Source organism: Nocardia sp. IBHARD005 (genome assembly GCF_052814245.1).
Genome location: NZ_CP199935.1, coordinates 5,903,871 through 5,919,081, shown reverse-complemented (window position 1 = coordinate 5,919,081; position 15,211 = coordinate 5,903,871). Strand labels below are relative to the sequence as shown.

Below are 15,211 nucleotides of genomic sequence, written 5' to 3'. Positions count from 1 at the left end.
ACGAGCTTGGCGAGAGGTCTACCGGCATGAAGACGAAGGGCGCGATCCTGTGGGGCACCGATCAGCAATGGTCGGTCGAGGAGATCGAGGTCGGCGACCCCGTCGCCGGTGAAGTGCAGATCCGGATGGAAACGGCGGGCATGTGCCACTCCGACCATCACATCGTCACCGGGGCGACGCCGATGCCGGCGTTCCCGGTGATGGGCGGGCACGAGGGCGCGGGTGTCATCACCAAGCTCGGCCCGAACTGTCCGGCCGACCTGGCCGTGGGCGACCACGTCATCCTGTCGTTCATCCCCGCCTGCGGGCGCTGTCCCTCGTGCGTCGCGGGCAACATGGCGCTGTGCGACCTGGGTGCCGGACTGCTGATGGGCCAGGCGATTTCGGACGGCACCTACCGCATCCAGGCACGTGGCGAGAACGTCATCCCGATGTGCCTGCTCGGCACGTTCGCCCCGTACATGACGGTGCACCACACCTCCGTGGTGAAGATCGACCCCACCATCCCGTTCGAGGTGGCCTGCCTCGTCGGCTGTGGTGTGCCGACCGGATTCGGTTCCGCGACCCACGTGGCGCAGGTGGAGCCGGGCGAGACCGTGGTGATCGCGGGCATCGGTGGCGTCGGCATGAGCGCATTGCAGGGCGCTGTGCTCTCCGGTGCGTCGAAGGTCATCGCCATCGACCCGAATCCGTGGAAGCGGGAGCAGGCGCAGAAGTTCGGCGCCACCCACACCTACGAGAGCATGGCCGCCGCGATCATGCCGATGATCGAGGCCACCGAGGGGCGGATGGCCGAGAAGGTCATCCTCACCATGGGTGAGATGCACGGCGACTACGTCGAAGAGGGCCTGATCCTCACCGGCAAGGCGGGCACTCTGGTCGTCACCTCGATGGGCCGGATGGACGCGAGCGACGTCAAGATGAACAGCTTCCTGCTGTCGATGTTGCAGAAGACGGTGAAGGGCACCATCTTCGGTGGTGGCAACGCCCGCCAGGACGCGCCCCGGCTGCTGTCGCTCTACAAGGCGGGCCAGCTCAATCTCGACGACATGGTCACCCGCAGCTACTCGCTCGAAGAGATCAACCAGGGCTACCAGGACATGCTGGACGGCAAGAACATTCGCGGGATCATCCGCTACACCGAAGCCGACTGGTAGTCAGCTCTCACCTGCCCGCTCGGCGAGGCGGACCGCGACCCGAGCGATCAGGTCGTACGGAATCGGTTCGCCGAGTGGGAATTTCAAGGTGCCATGACCAGGACCTTCTTCGGATGACCCGCGGCCTCGAGCCGACCGTCTCGCAGCAGCAGGCAGTGGTCGGCTCTGCTCGCCTCGTCGAGGTCGTGGGTGGCCTGCACGACGGTCACGCCGGCCGCGCTGATCTGCGCCAGTGCCCGGGAGATCTCGGCCTGCGAGGTCTCGTCCAAGCCTGCCGCCGGTTCGTCGAGCAGCAGCAGATCGGACTGCTGCGCCAAGGCCTGCGCGAGCAGGGTGCGCTGGCGTTGACCGCCTGACAGGGTGTCGAGCCGCCGAGCCGCCAAGTCGGTGAGCGCCATTCTTTCCAGGCAGGTGCGCGCGATCTCGCGATCCGCACCGGTCAGTCGCCGCCACGGTCCGCGGTGCGCCCAGCGGCCCATCGCGACCACTTCCGCCACGGTGATCGGCAGGGTCGGCGGAATCGCCGTGTGCTGCACCACGAAGGCGGGGCGCCCGGTGGTGGTCCGGTGCACCGACCCCTTGTGCGCCGCCACGGTTCCAGCGAGGACGCCGAGCAGGGTCGATTTTCCCGAGCCGTTGGGTCCGACGATCGCGGTCACCTGCCCGCGCGGGATCGTGGCGGTCACCTCGCGGAGCACGGGTTGCCGGGCGTAGCCGGCGCTCAGGTGCTCGATCCGGATTGCTGCGTCATCTGTGTGCTGCATCTCACCTCAATTGAAACGATAATCATTTTCAGTATATCGTCTCGCGCTATGGAGTGGCTGTTCGCCCCGTTCGAGGTGGCTTTCGTGCAACGCGCGCTGTGGGGTGGGCTGCTCGTATCGTGCGTGTGCGCCCTCGCCGGGACCTGGGTGGTGGTGCGCGGCATGGCATTTCTCGGCGACGCGATGGCGCACGGGATGCTGCCCGGCGTCGCGGTCGCGGCGTTGCTCGGTGGGAACCTGATGATCGGTGCGGCGATCAGCTGTGCCGCCATGGCGGCCGGGGTGTCGGTGCTGAGCCGCGGCAAGCGTTTCGCGCCGGATACCGCAATCGGGCTGCTGTTCGTCGGGATGCTCGCGGCCGGGGTGATCATCGTGTCGCGGTCGCAGTCCTTCGCGGTGGATCTGACCGGGTTCCTGTTCGGTGATGTGCTGGCCGTGCGTGCCGTCGACCTGTGGTATCTCGTTGCGGCCCTTGGTATCGCGCTGGTGGTGGCGGTGCTCGGCCATCGCGCGTTCGTGGCGCTGACCTTCGATCCGCGCAAGGCACAGACCCTCGGGCTGCATCCGAAGGTGGCGCATGCGGCGCTGGTGGGGTTGGTGACAGTGGCGATCGTGGCGTCGTTTCATGTGGTGGGGACGCTGCTGGTCTTCGGATTGCTGATCGCGCCGCCGGCTGCCGCGGTGTTCTGGTCGAACCGGGTGCCGGTGGTCATGGCGGTCGCCGCGCTGATCGGTGGACTGTCCACTATTGGGGGACTGGTCATTTCGTGGCACGCGGGGACCGCCGCCGGGGCGACCATCGCGGCCGTCGCTGTCGGCTCGTTCTTCGTGTCCGCGATTGTCTCCGCGCTGCGGGAGCGGATCGGTCGGGTGGGAGTGGTCGCGCTTGCCGCCGTGCCGTTGGTCGGCTGTGGGGCAGGGGAGGCGCCGGTCGTCGAGGAGACGGTGCCGCACGGGTTCGTCGCCGGTGCGCAGGAGATGAGTGAGGCCCAGACTCGCGTGGTCGTCGCCGATGCGGTCGGGGCGGTGCGGGTGATCGATCTGCTGAGCGGCGACGTCACGCCGGTCGGCGCCGGTGCCCCGGAAAGTGTTCGAGCGCAACCACAGCCGAGCACGCCGGGGAGCGCTCCGCCGTCGTCGAGCAGCGGCGACCCGAAGGTGTCGACCATTGGAGCGGTTGGCGACGGGCGCTTCGCGTACCTCAGTTCGGGTGCGTCGGTACAGGTCGTGGACAGCGGGGCGTGGACCGTCGACCACGGTGACCACCGGCACTACTACCGGGCGCGGATCCGGGAAGTCGGTGTGGTCGCTGCGGGCGATGGAGGTTCGGCTGCCGGGCCGGGCACCGACAGTGTGTCCCCGGGAGCGAGTGGTTCCGGCCGATCGGGTTCAGGACCGGAAGGCGGCAGCGCCGCGGAGGTTTCCGGTGACTCGGGTGGCCGGCCGGACCGCGGTTCCGGGGTCGTCGGTGCTTACAGTGACGCCGCCGTCGCGTCGGTTGTGCTCGGCTCCGGTGCGACGATCTTGTTCGACCGTGGAGTGCTGGACGGCGGTGTCGCCCAAGCGCAACACCGGGTCGACGGCATCGCGGTGCCCTATGCCGAGCGGATCGTCGTCGCAGGCAGCTCGGGTCGGGTCGAGGTGCGCGGGCGTGACGGCGCGGCGGGACAGGTGCAGTCCGCCGCCTGTCCGCAGCCGAAGGGGCAGGCCGTGACCAGGCTCGGAGTCGTTTTCGGTTGTGCCGACGGAGCACTCGTGGTGGCGCAGCGCGACGGCGCTTTCGTCGCCGAGAAGATTCCCTACCCGGTGCAGACATCGGACCGCGCGAGCGGGTTCACCCACCGCCCCGGCAGTACCACCCTGACCGCGATCGCAGGCCGCGACGCCGTCTGGACACTCGACATCAGGAACAAGACCTGGACCCGGACTCCGATCGCCGACCCGGTCGCGGTGAACACCGCGGGCGAGGGATCGTCGTTGCTGGTCCTCACCCGCGACGGTGTGCTGCACGGGATCGACCCCGTCACCGGCACGGAGACAGCGCATACCGCGCTGATCGCCGGACCTGTCGAAGGCGATCCGGTGATCTGCGTCGACCCGGAGCGCGCCTATGTCAACGATTCTCGGGCGCGCATCGTCCACGAGATCGCCTACAACGACAACCTGCGCGTCGCGCGCACGTTCTCGCTGGACATCGCGCCCTCGCTGATGGTGGAGACAGGCCTGTGAAGCACCTATCCCTCGACATCGAGCCGTCGACGCGGCGCCGGCGCTCTCGGGCAAGCGGCCCGGCCGGGGCTGAACGAGTTCTCGCGGTGCCTGCGAGCTCGGTGTCCTCGGCGCGCCGTGTTGGCCGAATCCTGCTGGCGGCCCGCACTTTCCGCGTCCGCCGCGCGCCGGGAGCCAGCGTGCCGAGAGCCGGCGTGGCGATGAGCCGGACGGCTCGACTGTTCGTCGCGGCCGCCCTGCTCGTCCCGTTGATCGCCGCGTGTACAAGCGGGACCGAGCGGTCCGGGATTGTGGTGACCACGAACATTCTCGGCGACCTGACCAGGGTGGTCGTGGGTGACACGGTGCCGGTGACGGTGTTGATGCAGGCGGGCGCCGATCCGCATTCGTTCGCGATCTCCGCCCGTCAGGCGGCCGAGATCGAGCGAGCCGCGCTGGTGGTGCACAACGGGCTCGGGCTCGAAGAAGGAGTGGCCCGGCACGTGCAGGCTGCTGTGGCGGCGGGAGTGCCGGCGATTGCCGTCGCCGAGCGAGCGGACCCGATCCAGTACGCCTCCGATGAATCCGCGGGACAGCCTGATCCGCACTTCTGGACCGATCCGGCGCGGGTCCGCATGGCCGTCGAGGCGATCAGCGCGGAGGTGCTCGCCGAGGTCGACGGCGTCGATGCCGGTGCGGTGCAGGCGAATACGCAGCGCTACCTCGGCGAACTCGACCAGCTCGATCGATGGATGACCGACCGTTTCGCCGCGATCCCGGCCGAGCGCAGACAGCTGGTCACCGACCATCACGTCTTCGGTTATCTCGCACAGCGTTTCGGGTTCCGGGTGATCGGTGCGGTCATTCCCAGCGGCACCACCCTGGCCTCGCCGAGTGCGTCCGACCTCGACGGACTCGCCCACGCGATCAGGACCGCGGGCGTGAGCGCGATCTTCGCCGATTCTGCACAGCCCGAACGTCTTTCGCGTGTGCTCGCCGAACACACCGGACTGCAGGTGCAGGTGGTCGCCCTGCACACCGAATCACTGACTCGGCCCGGTGAGGGTGCGGCGACCTATCTGGAGATGGCGCGCGCCAACACCGAGGCCATCGCCCGCGGCTTATCCGGGCCGACCACGTAATCCACGCACGAAGAGATGGAGCAACACATGAACAGGTCGCGGACCACCACGATGGTGGCCCTGTCCGGGGCGCTCGCCTCGGTGCTGGCGCTGAGCGCTTGTGGCACAGAAGATTCCGCCCACGACCACGAGCACACCCCGGGCGCCGAACCGATCGCCCTCACCTATGACGGCGGTATCTACGTCCTCGACGGCGCCTCGCTCGCCCAGGAAGGTGAGGTAAAGCTCGAAGGGTACAACCGCCTCAACCCGGCCGGCGACGACGACCACCTGATGGTGTCGACCAAGGACGGCTTCCGTGTCTTCGATGCCTATGCCGCCGAGTTCACCGGAACCGACTACGCCGCAGTCAAACCCGGCCACGTGGTGCGGCACGCGGGCAAGACCGTGCTCTTCGCCGATGGCACCGGCGAGGTCACCATCATCGACACGGACAAGATCGACAGCGGCACTTCGTCCGAGGTCTACCAGGCTGCCACTGCGCACCACGGCGTCGCCCTCGAGCTGAGCAACGGGAACCTGCTGGTCACCCTCGGCACCGAGGACGCGCGGGTCGGCCTCATGGCCCTCGACAAGGACCGCAAGGAGATCGCCCGCACCGAGGACTGCCCCGGCGTCCACGGCGAAGCCGCCGCCGAGGGGGAAGCTGTGGTGGTCGGCTGCCGGACCGGCGCCGTCGTCTACCGCGACGGCAAGATCACCAAGGTGACCAGCCCGACCGCCTACGGCCGGATCGGCAATATGTCCGGCAGTGCGGTGTCCCCGATCGTGCTCGGCGACTACAAGCAGGACAAGGAGGCCGAACTCGAACGCCCGCAGCAGATCTCGCTGGTGAACACCGCCGACGGCACGCTGCGACTGGTCGACATCGGCACCAGTTACACCTTCCGCTCGCTGGGGCGGGGCCCGCAGGGTGAGGCGCTGGTGCTCGGCACCGACGGCAAGATCCACGTGATCGACCCGGTCGCGGGCAAGGAAGTTCGCACCATCCCGGTGATCGGCACCTGGCAGGAGCCACTCGACTGGCAAGCCGCTCGCCCGGCCCTGTTCGTCCGCGACGGCATCGCCTACGTGAGCGACCCAGCGAACAAGCAGGTGCACCGCGTCGACCTGGCCGATGGAAAAGTCACAGCCACGGCCACACTCGCCGCATCGCCGAACGAGATCACCGGCGTCACCGCACACTGAGACCGGTGCGCGTCCGGCCGGGGTGTGAGCCGGACGCGATCGCGGTGCCGCCCCAAGAGACCGGTCTCTTCGTGCAATCGGGCTCGTTTCAGTCAAGATACTGACTGGGCGCAGCCCGATTGCACGATCAGGCCGGACGATCGCTGGTCTAGCGCCCGATCACCAGGCCGGCACCGGGCGCCTGATCGGTCGCCGGATCGTTCAGGATGACGATATCGGGGCTACCGCTTCGCGCACCGCACGACGACCTCGCGCAGGTTGCGGCTGCGCACATCGTCGAGAATCGCCATGCCGAGACGGTTCATGCTGTAACCGAAGCCCACTCCGGTTGCCGGGTCGGCGAATCCGAACGAGCCACCCAAACCGGTGGTGCCATAGGCGCGTTTGTCCGAGCCGAAGCGGAAGGTGCCGCGCGACTTGCGGAAACCGAGGTGGTAGCGGCTCTTGGTGTGCAAGACCAGGTCATCGGCGGGCACATCGTCGGCGGTGTCGGCGGCGGCGAGCAGGTCGAGAACATCGTCGCTGATCGGCAGCGCGCCGGTGCGGCCCGCCGCGGCACCGTAGACCTTCGCCAGCGCGCGGGCATTGCCGACACCGTTCATGCCGGGCCATTCGATTTCGAGGAACTCCCGCCGCGCCGCCCGTGCGGGGGCACCCGGGCGCGGATTGGTCAGTGCCGCATAGGAGTGTCCACGCTTGGCATAGACCTCACCGCCGATGCGAAGCGGCAGATCACGGCGCTCATAGCGCCAGATGTCCCAGCCCTTGGTCGCCGAGAGTTGGGCGACCCGGTCCATCGACTCGGTCTCGGGCAGTCCGATGAACAGATCGGCGCCGACCGGGGCCGCGATCTCCTCGGCGAAGAACCGCCCGAGGCTACGGCCCGCCGGATCCACCCGCCGCAGCAATTCGCCCTGATACAGCCCCAGCGTCAGCGCGTGATAACCGTGCCGGGTGCCGGGCTCCCAAGCCGGTTTCTGCGCGGCGAGCAGCTCACCGAGGGCATCGCGATCGATCAGTTCCCGCAGGTTCACGATCCGGTCCAGCCCGGACAGCCCGGCCTGATGATCGATCAGCTGACGTACGGTGATCCGCTCCTTGCCGTGCGCGCCGAACTCCGGCCAGTACTTCGCCACCGGCGCCTCGTAGTCGAGCAGCCCTCGCGACACCGCCGTCGCGAGGGTGAACGCCGACATGCCCTTCGACGAGGAGAACACCGGCACGATCGTGTCGCGCTCCCACGCCACCTCGCGTTTGCGGTCGCGATGGCCTGCCCACAGGTCGACCAATGGCTGGTCGCCGGCGTAGACGGCGACGGCGGCGCCGATCTCGCCGTGATCGGTGAAGTTGCGGCGGAAGGCGTCGGCGACGGGGCCGAAACCGGCCGCCACGTCGCCGTGGATCGATGGTGCGGTGCTCATGGTGTCCTCGATCGTAGCCGCGTCTCGTACGCTGCCGATATGCGATCGTTGCAGCAGGTTCAGCACTGGCCGGTCAGATGCGCCGCCGCCGCCGTGGTCACCGCCGACGGTGCGTCGACCATCGGCGATACCGAGCGGGTGTTCCGGCTGGCCTCGGTCACCAAACCGCTCGTCGCTTATGCCACGCTCGTGGCGCTCGAGGAAGGCGCGGTCGAACTCGACCAGCCTGCGGGTCCGCCCGGTTCGACCGTGCGGCATCTGCTCGCCCACACCTCGGGCGTCGCGTTCGCCACTGCCGAGGTTCTCGCCGCACCCGGCGCCCGCCGCATCTACTCGAGCGCGGGGTTCGAACTGCTCGCCGATTTTCTCACCGACCAGACCGGTATCGAATTTCCGCGGTATCTGCGCGAGGCGGTTTTCGAGCCGCTCGGCATGTCCACGGCGGTCCTCGACGGTTCCGCCGGCCACGCGGGCAGTGCCTCCCTCGCCGACCTCACGCTATTCGCCACCGAGTTGCTGACACCTCAATTGATATCTCGGCAAACCCTGGACGACGCGACCTCGGTGCAATTCCCCGACCGCGACGGGGTCCTGCCCGGATACGGCTCCCAGCGTCCCAACGACTGGGGATTGGGATTCGAAATCCGCGACGGGAAAACCCCGCACTGGACGGGCACAGCCAATTCCGCCGGTACCTACGGGCACTTCGGCCAGTCCGGCACCTTCCTCTGGGTCGACCCGGAAATCGGAGTGGCGACAATCGCGCTGAGCGACGAGAATTTCGGTGATTGGGCCAGAACAGCGTGGCCGAAATTCAGCGATTCCGTTATCGCAGAGACACATAACACGCAGTAAAGTAACACGCGCAACACCGCACACTTCAGTACACTCGTGCCACGCCAGACCGCGACGGGCCGTTGGGGAAGACGTTCCTTGTCGAGGCTGGAGGTGTTGGTAAGTGCGCGCATCGAGTCAGTTCGCTGACGCGACGGCGGGTGTGGTGTACATCCACTCATCGCCCGCCGCGTTGTGCCCTCACGTGGAATGGGCGCTGTCCACCGCGCTCTCCTCGCCCGCGAAATTGCGCTGGAACACCCAACCGGCCGACGGGCAACTCCGCGCGCGCAGCGACTGGATCGGCCCGGTCGGTACCGCGGCCCGGATTGCCCAATCATTGCGCACCTGGCCGGTCCTGCGTTTCGAGGTTACCGAGGACCCGAGTGAGGGCGTCGACGGCGAACGCTACAGCTTCGTCCCCGCCCTCGGTCTCTGGCACGGGTCCACCGGCGCCAACGGCGACGTGATGCTGGGCGAAATGCGATTACGCGCCTTACTCCAAGCCGCCGAAGAACTCGACGTCCACGAAACCTTCGACCTCTCCACCGAACTCGACCGAGCACTGGGAGCGCCGTGGGACGAGGACCTCGAGGCATACCGGCAGGGGACCTATTGCACGGGCGCCGAAGTGACCTGGTTGCGACGAGACGTCGGCTGAATCAGCGTCGTGATCTCACCGAAGTCAGTGACAGCTGTCAGGACTCACCTGGCCAGCGGTACGGGCGCGTCGAGCCTGCCCAGCTTCTGCGGATTGCGCACCACATACAGCCAGGTGATGCGGCCGTTCTCGATGACCAGACTGATCGCGGAATCGAACTCGCCGCCCGCATCCGCTCGCAGCGCGGGGGCGCCGTTGAGCCATGCCCGTTCGAGTGCGGCGCCCGGTGCGAGGCGGGGCAGCTGGGCAAGGAATCTGGCGACCGTCCGGGAGCCGAGCATCGGCTTCGTGAACGCCTTGGCGATGCCGCCGCCGTCGGCCACGAAAACGATATCGGGCGACATCACGTCGAGTAGGCCTTGGATATCGCCGGTGTTCGCGGCGGCGCGGAACCGATCGATCACCGCTTCCTGCTCGGCTCTGCCCACATGCACGCGGGGGCGTCGGGCGGCGACGTGGTCGCGGGCCCGGTGCGCGATCTGCCGCGCGGCCGCCGGTGTCTTGTCGACCGCCGCCGCGATCTCGTCGTAGGACATGCCGAACACTTCGTGCAGCACGAACACCGCGCGTTCGGCCGGGCCGAGTGTTTCGAGCACCGTGAGCATCGCGATCGAGACGCTCTCGGCGAGCTCGATGTCGTCGGCCACATCGGGGCTGGTGAGCAGCGGCTCCGGCAGCCACTGCCCGACGTAATCCTCTCGACGGCGCGCCAGTGAGCGCATCCGGTTCAGGGCCTGCCGGGTGACGATGCGCACCAGGTACGCACGCGGATCCGCGATGTCGTGATCGCCGCGCGCGGCCCACCGCAGCCAGGTCTCCTGCACGACATCCTCGGCGTCGACGGCCGAGCCGAGCATTTCGTAGGCCACCGTGAACAGCAGGCTGCGGTGGGTCACGAAAGGGTCCTCCCGCGGGGCGGGGCTCATGACTGCGATGCTACTCCCGGCCGCGGGGTCGGCTTCGCCAGCGGCGCGAGACCGCAGGCCGCTGCGAACCCGTCCGACTCGATGCCGAGCGCCACGTTCGGGCGAGTGGTGAAATTCGCGAACGCGATCACGGCTGTGAGCTCGACGAGCGCCGCGTCGCCGAGCTGTTCGCGCAGGTGAGCGACCATTTCGTCGGTGACGGTCGGCTGGGTCCGAGTCATCGCCTCGGCGTATTCCATCACGTCTCGCTCCAGCGGAGAGAAGACGTCGGACTCGCGCCACCTCGGGACTTCGCGCGCCTTGTCGAGGTCGAGGTTGTGGTTGTGCGCCTCGAAGTAGTTGTAATCGAGGCACCAGGTGCAGCCGACCATCGAGGCCACCGCCATGTGCGCGAGGGACTTCAGTTGCTCGTCGCAGGCATCCCACTTCCTGACCTTGCTGCCGACTCCCGACATGCCCATCAGCACCTTCTGATTGTGCCAATAGACGCCGAGTGAACTGGGCACCTGCCCCAGCGCCTTCTTGACGAGCCTAGAGAGCAGTGCTCCTTTGATGCCGGTGATCTCTGCCGGGGGGATCCGGGGTGTGTCAGACATGTCGTCCTCCGTCCGTTCGGTGGGGTCGTACATGAAGACACCGTGGGGCGACCGTTTGTGACAGGTCGCCCGATCGACCAGTTGCCTCGGCATCTAGCGGATTCGCCGACAGCCGCAGCGGCTGTCTTCAGCTGTCCGTGCGTCGTGCCGGCAGGGCGATGCGGTCGAGATCGTGGGCGAGGACGGAGCCGGGAAAGGCTGCTTGTTCGGTGAACAGGTGATCCTCGCGCTCGGCATAGCGCTCTGAAAAGTGGGTCAGAACAAGGATTTTCACGCCACAAGTGCGCGCTACCTCGCCCGCCTGACGCGCCGTGAGATGGCCGCGTTCGTGCGCCTGATCTGTCTCGGAGTCGAGGAAAGTGGACTCGATGATCAGCATATCGACGCCGTCCGCGAGCTCGAAGATGTTGTCGCACAGGCGAGTATCCATGACGAAGGCCACCTTCTGGCCGGGTCGCGGTGCCGAGCATTCCTCCAGTAGTGGCCCCGGCAACGCACGGATCGCGGCACCGGAAATGCCGTGCTCACGCAGTTTCGCGGGCAGAAACGTTCGGCTGTCCGGTTCGGCGAGACGGTAGCCGTAGGTGGGGATGCTGTGGTCGAGGGGGAGTGCGGTGAGGGTGAAACCATTGCCTTGCAGCGTTTCGCCGGGGCCACTCACCGGGTGCTCGACGAGACTGGGCGAGCCGTAATAGCTCGTCGCGTACCTCAGTCGTTCCCAGTACTCGGTGCCCTGTGCGGGGTAGACGGCGTGCACGTCATGGGGCACTGCGTCGCGGCCGAGCCGCTGCACGATGCCGGGAACGCCCAGCGAGTGGTCACCGTGGAAATGGGTGACACACAGCCAATTCAGTTCGGTCGCCGACGCACCGGCGTGTGCCATCTGGCGCTGGGTACCCTCGCCGGGATCGAACAGCACGCCCTGCCCGTCCCAGCGCAGGAGGTAGCCGTTGTGGTTGCGACGGCGGGTGGGCACAGCCCCGGCTGTGCCGAGTACGACGAGTTCTCGTGTCGACATCGACCCATCCTGGCTGGTCGTCGTGTCGCTGTCACGTGGCCGCGATGATGAGATGGACCGAGTGCGTGCCGCCTGCCGAGGCTCGCGCCGATGACACAGCTTCCGGAGGACGACAATGGATCTGTTCGACTACGACGCCGAACTACGTCGGCACAATGCGCACTTTTTCGCCGCCGCGCGATTCGGTGCTGCTGATCGTGTGCTCGACATCGGTTGTGGCACCGGGCAGACCACACGGGAGGCGGCCCGTGCGGCCGTCGACGGGAGTGCGGTCGGGGTCGATATCTCGGCGGTGATGCTTGAACAAGCGCGTCGGATCAGCGCCGACGAAGGGCCGTCGAATATCAGTTTCGAGCTGGCGGACGCGCAGGTAAATCCTTTCCCGCCAGCACATTTCGACCTGTGCATCAGCAGGTTCGGTGTGATGTTCTTCGCTGATCCGGTCGCGGCGTTCACCAATATCGCGCGCGCACTGCGTCCCGGCGGCCGTCTCGCGTGGCTGGTCTGGCAAGGCCATGACCGCAACGAATGGGCATCGGTGTTCAGCGACGTCCTCGCCGCCGCGATAGCTACGCCCGGCCGCGGCCCGTTCTCCCTCGCCGACCCGAATGCCACCGAATCCATGTTGGCGACAGCAGGTTTCACCGATATCGACTTCACCGACATCGACGAGCCCGTGTACTACGGCCCCAACAGTGCGGCCGCCTACGACAACCTCCTTCGCCTGACCGGATTCACCGCCTTCCTCGCTGACCTCGAACCCGCGGAAGCCGAGCGAGCCCGAGCGCGGCTGCACGAGACCCTGGCCGACCATCAGACCGACAGCGGCGTGTACTTCGACTCGCGCGCTTGGCTCATCACCGCTCGTCGTCGGTGAGTAGTGGATGAGGCTGCGCGCAGGGTGAGGTAGCAGTTTCGGTTCGCGCAATCAATGCGGGTCGATCGGAGCGAGCTGTCGATTCGGAGTATGGGTGTCGATCTCTTCCCATGCGATCGGGCCGATATCGACTGGTATCGGGTGGCTGAGGTCGCACGGAGTGCGCCGACTCCGCGGCGTCACGGCGCGAGCTCTGTGATACCCCGACCGATCATCACTGCGGCGACGATGAGGAACAAGACCATCAGCACGGGCTTCTCGTTCGCTAGGAGCCAGACCTTCGCGCTCACCAGTTTGCCCTGCACGGCCTCACCGCCGCTCAGCCGAGCCAGCAGTGGTCCCGTGGCGGACACCGAGGCGACAAGGACGAACAGCGTGCCGACTGCGACTGCTTGCCCGAGCGGCAACCGCGCGTGGCCGATATCGACACCGGCCATCATTGCCAGGAGCGCGGTGCCGACGTCGAGAACGGCCACCAGCACCCCTAGGACGAAAGCGCGCGGGGGAGTCGTGCGGTCGACACGCCGCAGCAGCCGACTCGGTGTCGGGTCCTCGCCTGGCTTCGGCCGTTGGAACCACGTGCGCACGGCGAGTCCCGCGAGCAGGGCGCCCACGACAATTCTGCCGATCGACGTCGCCGTCGACGGATGTTCCCGGATGCTGAGATCGGCGGCGCCTGTGCTGAACAACACGGCGACGACGGCGACAATCGCGGTAATTCCGAGAAGGCGGCCGCCGACGTATGCGGAACCGCTGGCTCGCGCATTGTCCGACACCAGGATCAGCACGACCACGATCACCGGCAGCGGGCTGACCGCGATCGCAACGGCGAACGGCAGAATCTCACCGATGACACCCATCGGCCTCATCCGTCGTCTTTCTCGGGCCGCAACAGAATCACTGCGACTGCGATGGCAGCCAGCGGCACCGGCGCCATGACCAGGCCCAACGTGTGGATGGCGCCCAGCATGCTTTCGGTTGCGCCTTCGACAACCGCACGGGCTCGCTCCGGATCCAGGACGTTCGTTCCACCGCTGCCCGCGGTCGTCCCGCCGTGCGCCACGCGCAACGCCTCGCGCGCCTGTTCTTCCGTGATGTCGGTGCGCGCGAGCTTGTGCCGCCCGTCCTGGAGGAACATCGTCGTGCCCAGGAGCGCGAACAGGGTGGGTCCGAGTGAGTACGCGGCTTGGCCGGTCGCAGACTTCACGGCCGACACCGCTCCACCGAGATCGGCCGGCGCGCTGCTCATCATGATCGTGGACTGTGGCGTCTGGACAACCGCCCCGCCGACGGAGACGAGCGCGACCGCCGCGAACAGCACGATCATCGGGGTGTGCTCGCCGAGAGCGGTCAAGACGAGCAAGCCGGCGAGCAGAACCACCAACCCGGTGACGAGGACGGTCCGATCCCCGAAACGGCCCGCTGCCTTACCGGCACCGGTAGCTGCGAGCGCCTGCATGATCGTCGCGGGTACCAGGAGTAGTCCCAGCATCGCCGGCGACTCGCCGCGGATCGTCACGAGGTAGTACGCGAACAGAATCGTGCATCCACCGGTGAGGAAGTTGTAGGTGGCACCGGCGCAGACCGCGACCGTGAACCGGGTCGAACCGAAAATGCGCAGATCCACAGCGGGAGTCGGCGTGTGCAATTCACGCCAGCCGAATACGGCGCCGGCGAGGGCACCTATGGCGAGTGCGACGACGGTACCGATCTTCAGTCCTTCGGCGAGGCGCGAGATGCCGTAGACGGTGCAGAGCAGCGCGGCCGCGACGAGCGCGAGCCCCGCCAGATCGAGCTTGCGCTGTGCACGCAGAGTCTCCGGTACGAACCGCAGGGTGATGACCAGCGCTATGACCGCGACCACGGGCGTTACAAGGAATCCGGCACGCCAGCCGAAGTGCTCGGCGAGCAGGCTTCCGATCGCAGGCTGCGGAGCCGATACCGCGAACGAGGCTCCCAGATACCACGCGATCGCGCCTGCGCGCCGGTCGGGAGGGAACACGTCGTTCACGATTGCCAGCGACAGCCCGAGCAGGAGGGCAAAGCCCACACCGGCGCCGGCGCGGGCGACCATCAACGTCCCTGCGTTGGGGGCAGCCGACGCGACCAGGTTGAACACGATCGTCGAGAGCAGGCCGACGACGAACAGGCGCCTCTTGCCGAAACGGTCACCGAGCGCACCGGCACCCAGAACGGCGGCGGCAAGGGTAAGCGTCGCGAGACTCGCGACAAAACTCGCTGTGCTGCTGGTCATTCCGAGACCGGTACGCACCTGCGCGATGTCGGCGGAAAGAATCGTCGGATCCGCGTTCGCGATGCTGAACCCGAGCCCCATCGCGACGACGGTCATCGTTGCCGCGAGCCCGGTCACCTGCGGTGCGTGCACCACCGTCCCGGAGGAGTCACCCGAGGCCATCGT

14 protein-coding genes are annotated in these 15,211 nt (G+C 67.4%); 7 read left to right on the top strand and 7 right to left on the bottom strand.

Features of this window, described 5'->3' with window-relative positions; all coding sequences use genetic code 11:
• Nucleotides 1-26 precede the first annotated feature (26 nt).
• Nucleotides 27-1,157: an NDMA-dependent alcohol dehydrogenase gene (locus ACTWPB_RS27735; RefSeq protein ID WP_446223422.1), complete on the top strand. Its 1,131-nt coding sequence runs from the start codon at nucleotides 27-29 to the stop codon at nucleotides 1,155-1,157.
• 83 nt (nucleotides 1,158-1,240) lie between these two features.
• Here ACTWPB_RS27735 and aztA read toward each other — a convergent pair whose 3' ends face one another.
• Nucleotides 1,241-1,921: a zinc ABC transporter ATP-binding protein AztA gene (gene aztA, locus ACTWPB_RS27730; protein WP_446223421.1), complete on the bottom strand. Its 681-nt coding sequence runs from the start codon at nucleotides 1,919-1,921 to the stop codon at nucleotides 1,241-1,243.
• Between the two features lie 48 nt (nucleotides 1,922-1,969).
• Here aztA and aztB point away from each other — a divergent pair, with 48 nt between their 5' ends.
• The 3 genes from aztB (at nucleotide 1,970) to aztD (ending at nucleotide 6,459) form a co-directional block, all read left to right on the top strand.
• The gene (aztB, locus tag ACTWPB_RS27725; protein WP_446223420.1) at nucleotides 1,970-4,150 is read left to right on the top strand and encodes a zinc ABC transporter permease AztB; all 2,181 of its coding nucleotides are present in this window, start codon (nucleotides 1,970-1,972) and stop codon (nucleotides 4,148-4,150) included.
• 200 nt (nucleotides 4,151-4,350) lie between these two features.
• A complete protein-coding gene (gene aztC, locus ACTWPB_RS27720) occupies nucleotides 4,351-5,271 on the top strand; it encodes a zinc ABC transporter substrate-binding protein AztC (protein WP_446226511.1) in 921 nt (306 codons plus the stop codon).
• Between the two features lie 27 nt (nucleotides 5,272-5,298).
• The gene (gene aztD, locus ACTWPB_RS27715; RefSeq protein ID WP_446223419.1) at nucleotides 5,299-6,459 is read left to right on the top strand and encodes a zinc metallochaperone AztD; all 1,161 of its coding nucleotides are present in this window, start codon (nucleotides 5,299-5,301) and stop codon (nucleotides 6,457-6,459) included.
• Between the two features lie 221 nt (nucleotides 6,460-6,680).
• Here aztD and ACTWPB_RS27710 read toward each other — a convergent pair whose 3' ends face one another.
• Nucleotides 6,681-7,880, bottom strand: coding sequence for a serine hydrolase domain-containing protein (locus ACTWPB_RS27710; protein ID WP_446223418.1), 1,200 nt, complete (start codon nucleotides 7,878-7,880; stop codon nucleotides 6,681-6,683).
• 39 nt (nucleotides 7,881-7,919) lie between these two features.
• On the opposite strand from ACTWPB_RS27710, the gene ACTWPB_RS27705 reads away from it, so the two are divergent.
• Entirely contained in the window at nucleotides 7,920-8,735 is an 816-nt protein-coding gene (locus tag ACTWPB_RS27705) for a serine hydrolase domain-containing protein (RefSeq protein ID WP_446223417.1), read from the top strand.
• A 103-nt stretch (nucleotides 8,736-8,838) separates the two neighbouring features.
• A complete protein-coding gene (locus ACTWPB_RS27700; RefSeq protein ID WP_446223416.1) occupies nucleotides 8,839-9,375 on the top strand; it encodes a DUF3145 domain-containing protein in 537 nt (178 codons plus the stop codon).
• A gap of 44 nt (nucleotides 9,376-9,419) precedes the next feature.
• On the opposite strand, the gene ACTWPB_RS27695 is transcribed toward ACTWPB_RS27700, so the two are convergent.
• The 3 genes from ACTWPB_RS27695 to ACTWPB_RS27685 form a co-directional block, all read right to left on the bottom strand.
• Nucleotides 9,420-10,301 (bottom strand): RNA polymerase sigma-70 factor, encoded by an 882-nt coding sequence (locus ACTWPB_RS27695; protein WP_446223415.1) that lies wholly within the window; start codon nucleotides 10,299-10,301, stop codon nucleotides 9,420-9,422.
• Nucleotides 10,298-10,897, bottom strand: coding sequence for a carboxymuconolactone decarboxylase family protein (locus ACTWPB_RS27690; RefSeq protein WP_446226510.1), 600 nt, complete (start codon nucleotides 10,895-10,897; stop codon nucleotides 10,298-10,300). The genes ACTWPB_RS27695 and ACTWPB_RS27690 overlap by 4 nt, the downstream gene beginning before the upstream one ends.
• Before the next feature lie 127 nt (nucleotides 10,898-11,024).
• Nucleotides 11,025-11,915 (bottom strand): ribonuclease Z, encoded by an 891-nt coding sequence (locus ACTWPB_RS27685; RefSeq protein WP_446223414.1) that lies wholly within the window; start codon nucleotides 11,913-11,915, stop codon nucleotides 11,025-11,027.
• Between the two features lie 115 nt (nucleotides 11,916-12,030).
• On the opposite strand from ACTWPB_RS27685, the gene ACTWPB_RS27680 reads away from it, so the two are divergent.
• Entirely contained in the window at nucleotides 12,031-12,792 is a 762-nt protein-coding gene (locus ACTWPB_RS27680) for a class I SAM-dependent methyltransferase (protein ID WP_446223413.1), read from the top strand.
• Between the two features lie 179 nt (nucleotides 12,793-12,971).
• On the opposite strand, the gene ACTWPB_RS27675 is transcribed toward ACTWPB_RS27680, so the two are convergent.
• Together ACTWPB_RS27675 and ACTWPB_RS27670 are read right to left on the bottom strand one after the other, a co-directional pair.
• A complete protein-coding gene (locus ACTWPB_RS27675; RefSeq protein ID WP_446223412.1) occupies nucleotides 12,972-13,652 on the bottom strand; it encodes a GAP family protein in 681 nt (226 codons plus the stop codon).
• A 5-nt stretch (nucleotides 13,653-13,657) separates the two neighbouring features.
• Nucleotides 13,658-15,208 carry an MFS transporter gene (locus tag ACTWPB_RS27670; RefSeq protein WP_446223411.1) on the bottom strand — a complete coding sequence of 517 codons (1,551 nt, stop codon included), beginning with the start codon at nucleotides 15,206-15,208 and terminating at the stop codon, nucleotides 13,658-13,660.
• Nucleotides 15,209-15,211: the final 3 nt, after the last annotated feature.

Coding starts and splice junctions, on each gene's coding strand:
- ACTWPB_RS27735 (WP_446223422.1), top strand. CDS start 27: ATGAAGACGAAGGGCGCGATCCTGTGGGGCACCGATCAGCAATGGTCG.
- aztA (WP_446223421.1), bottom strand. CDS start 1,921: ATGCAGCACACAGATGACGCAGCAATCCGGATCGAGCACCTGAGCGCC.
- aztB (WP_446223420.1), top strand. CDS start 1,970: ATGGAGTGGCTGTTCGCCCCGTTCGAGGTGGCTTTCGTGCAACGCGCG.
- aztC (WP_446226511.1), top strand. CDS start 4,351: ATGAGCCGGACGGCTCGACTGTTCGTCGCGGCCGCCCTGCTCGTCCCG.
- aztD (WP_446223419.1), top strand. CDS start 5,299: ATGAACAGGTCGCGGACCACCACGATGGTGGCCCTGTCCGGGGCGCTC.
- ACTWPB_RS27710 (WP_446223418.1), bottom strand. CDS start 7,880: ATGAGCACCGCACCATCGATCCACGGCGACGTGGCGGCCGGTTTCGGC.
- ACTWPB_RS27705 (WP_446223417.1), top strand. CDS start 7,920: ATGCGATCGTTGCAGCAGGTTCAGCACTGGCCGGTCAGATGCGCCGCC.
- ACTWPB_RS27695 (WP_446223415.1), bottom strand. CDS start 10,301: ATGAGCCCCGCCCCGCGGGAGGACCCTTTCGTGACCCACCGCAGCCTG.
- ACTWPB_RS27690 (WP_446226510.1), bottom strand. CDS start 10,897: ATGTCTGACACACCCCGGATCCCCCCGGCAGAGATCACCGGCATCAAA.
- ACTWPB_RS27685 (WP_446223414.1), bottom strand. CDS start 11,915: ATGTCGACACGAGAACTCGTCGTACTCGGCACAGCCGGGGCTGTGCCC.
- ACTWPB_RS27680 (WP_446223413.1), top strand. CDS start 12,031: ATGGATCTGTTCGACTACGACGCCGAACTACGTCGGCACAATGCGCAC.
- ACTWPB_RS27675 (WP_446223412.1), bottom strand. CDS start 13,652: ATGGGTGTCATCGGTGAGATTCTGCCGTTCGCCGTTGCGATCGCGGTC.
- ACTWPB_RS27670 (WP_446223411.1), bottom strand. CDS start 15,208: ATGGCCTCGGGTGACTCCTCCGGGACGGTGGTGCACGCACCGCAGGTG.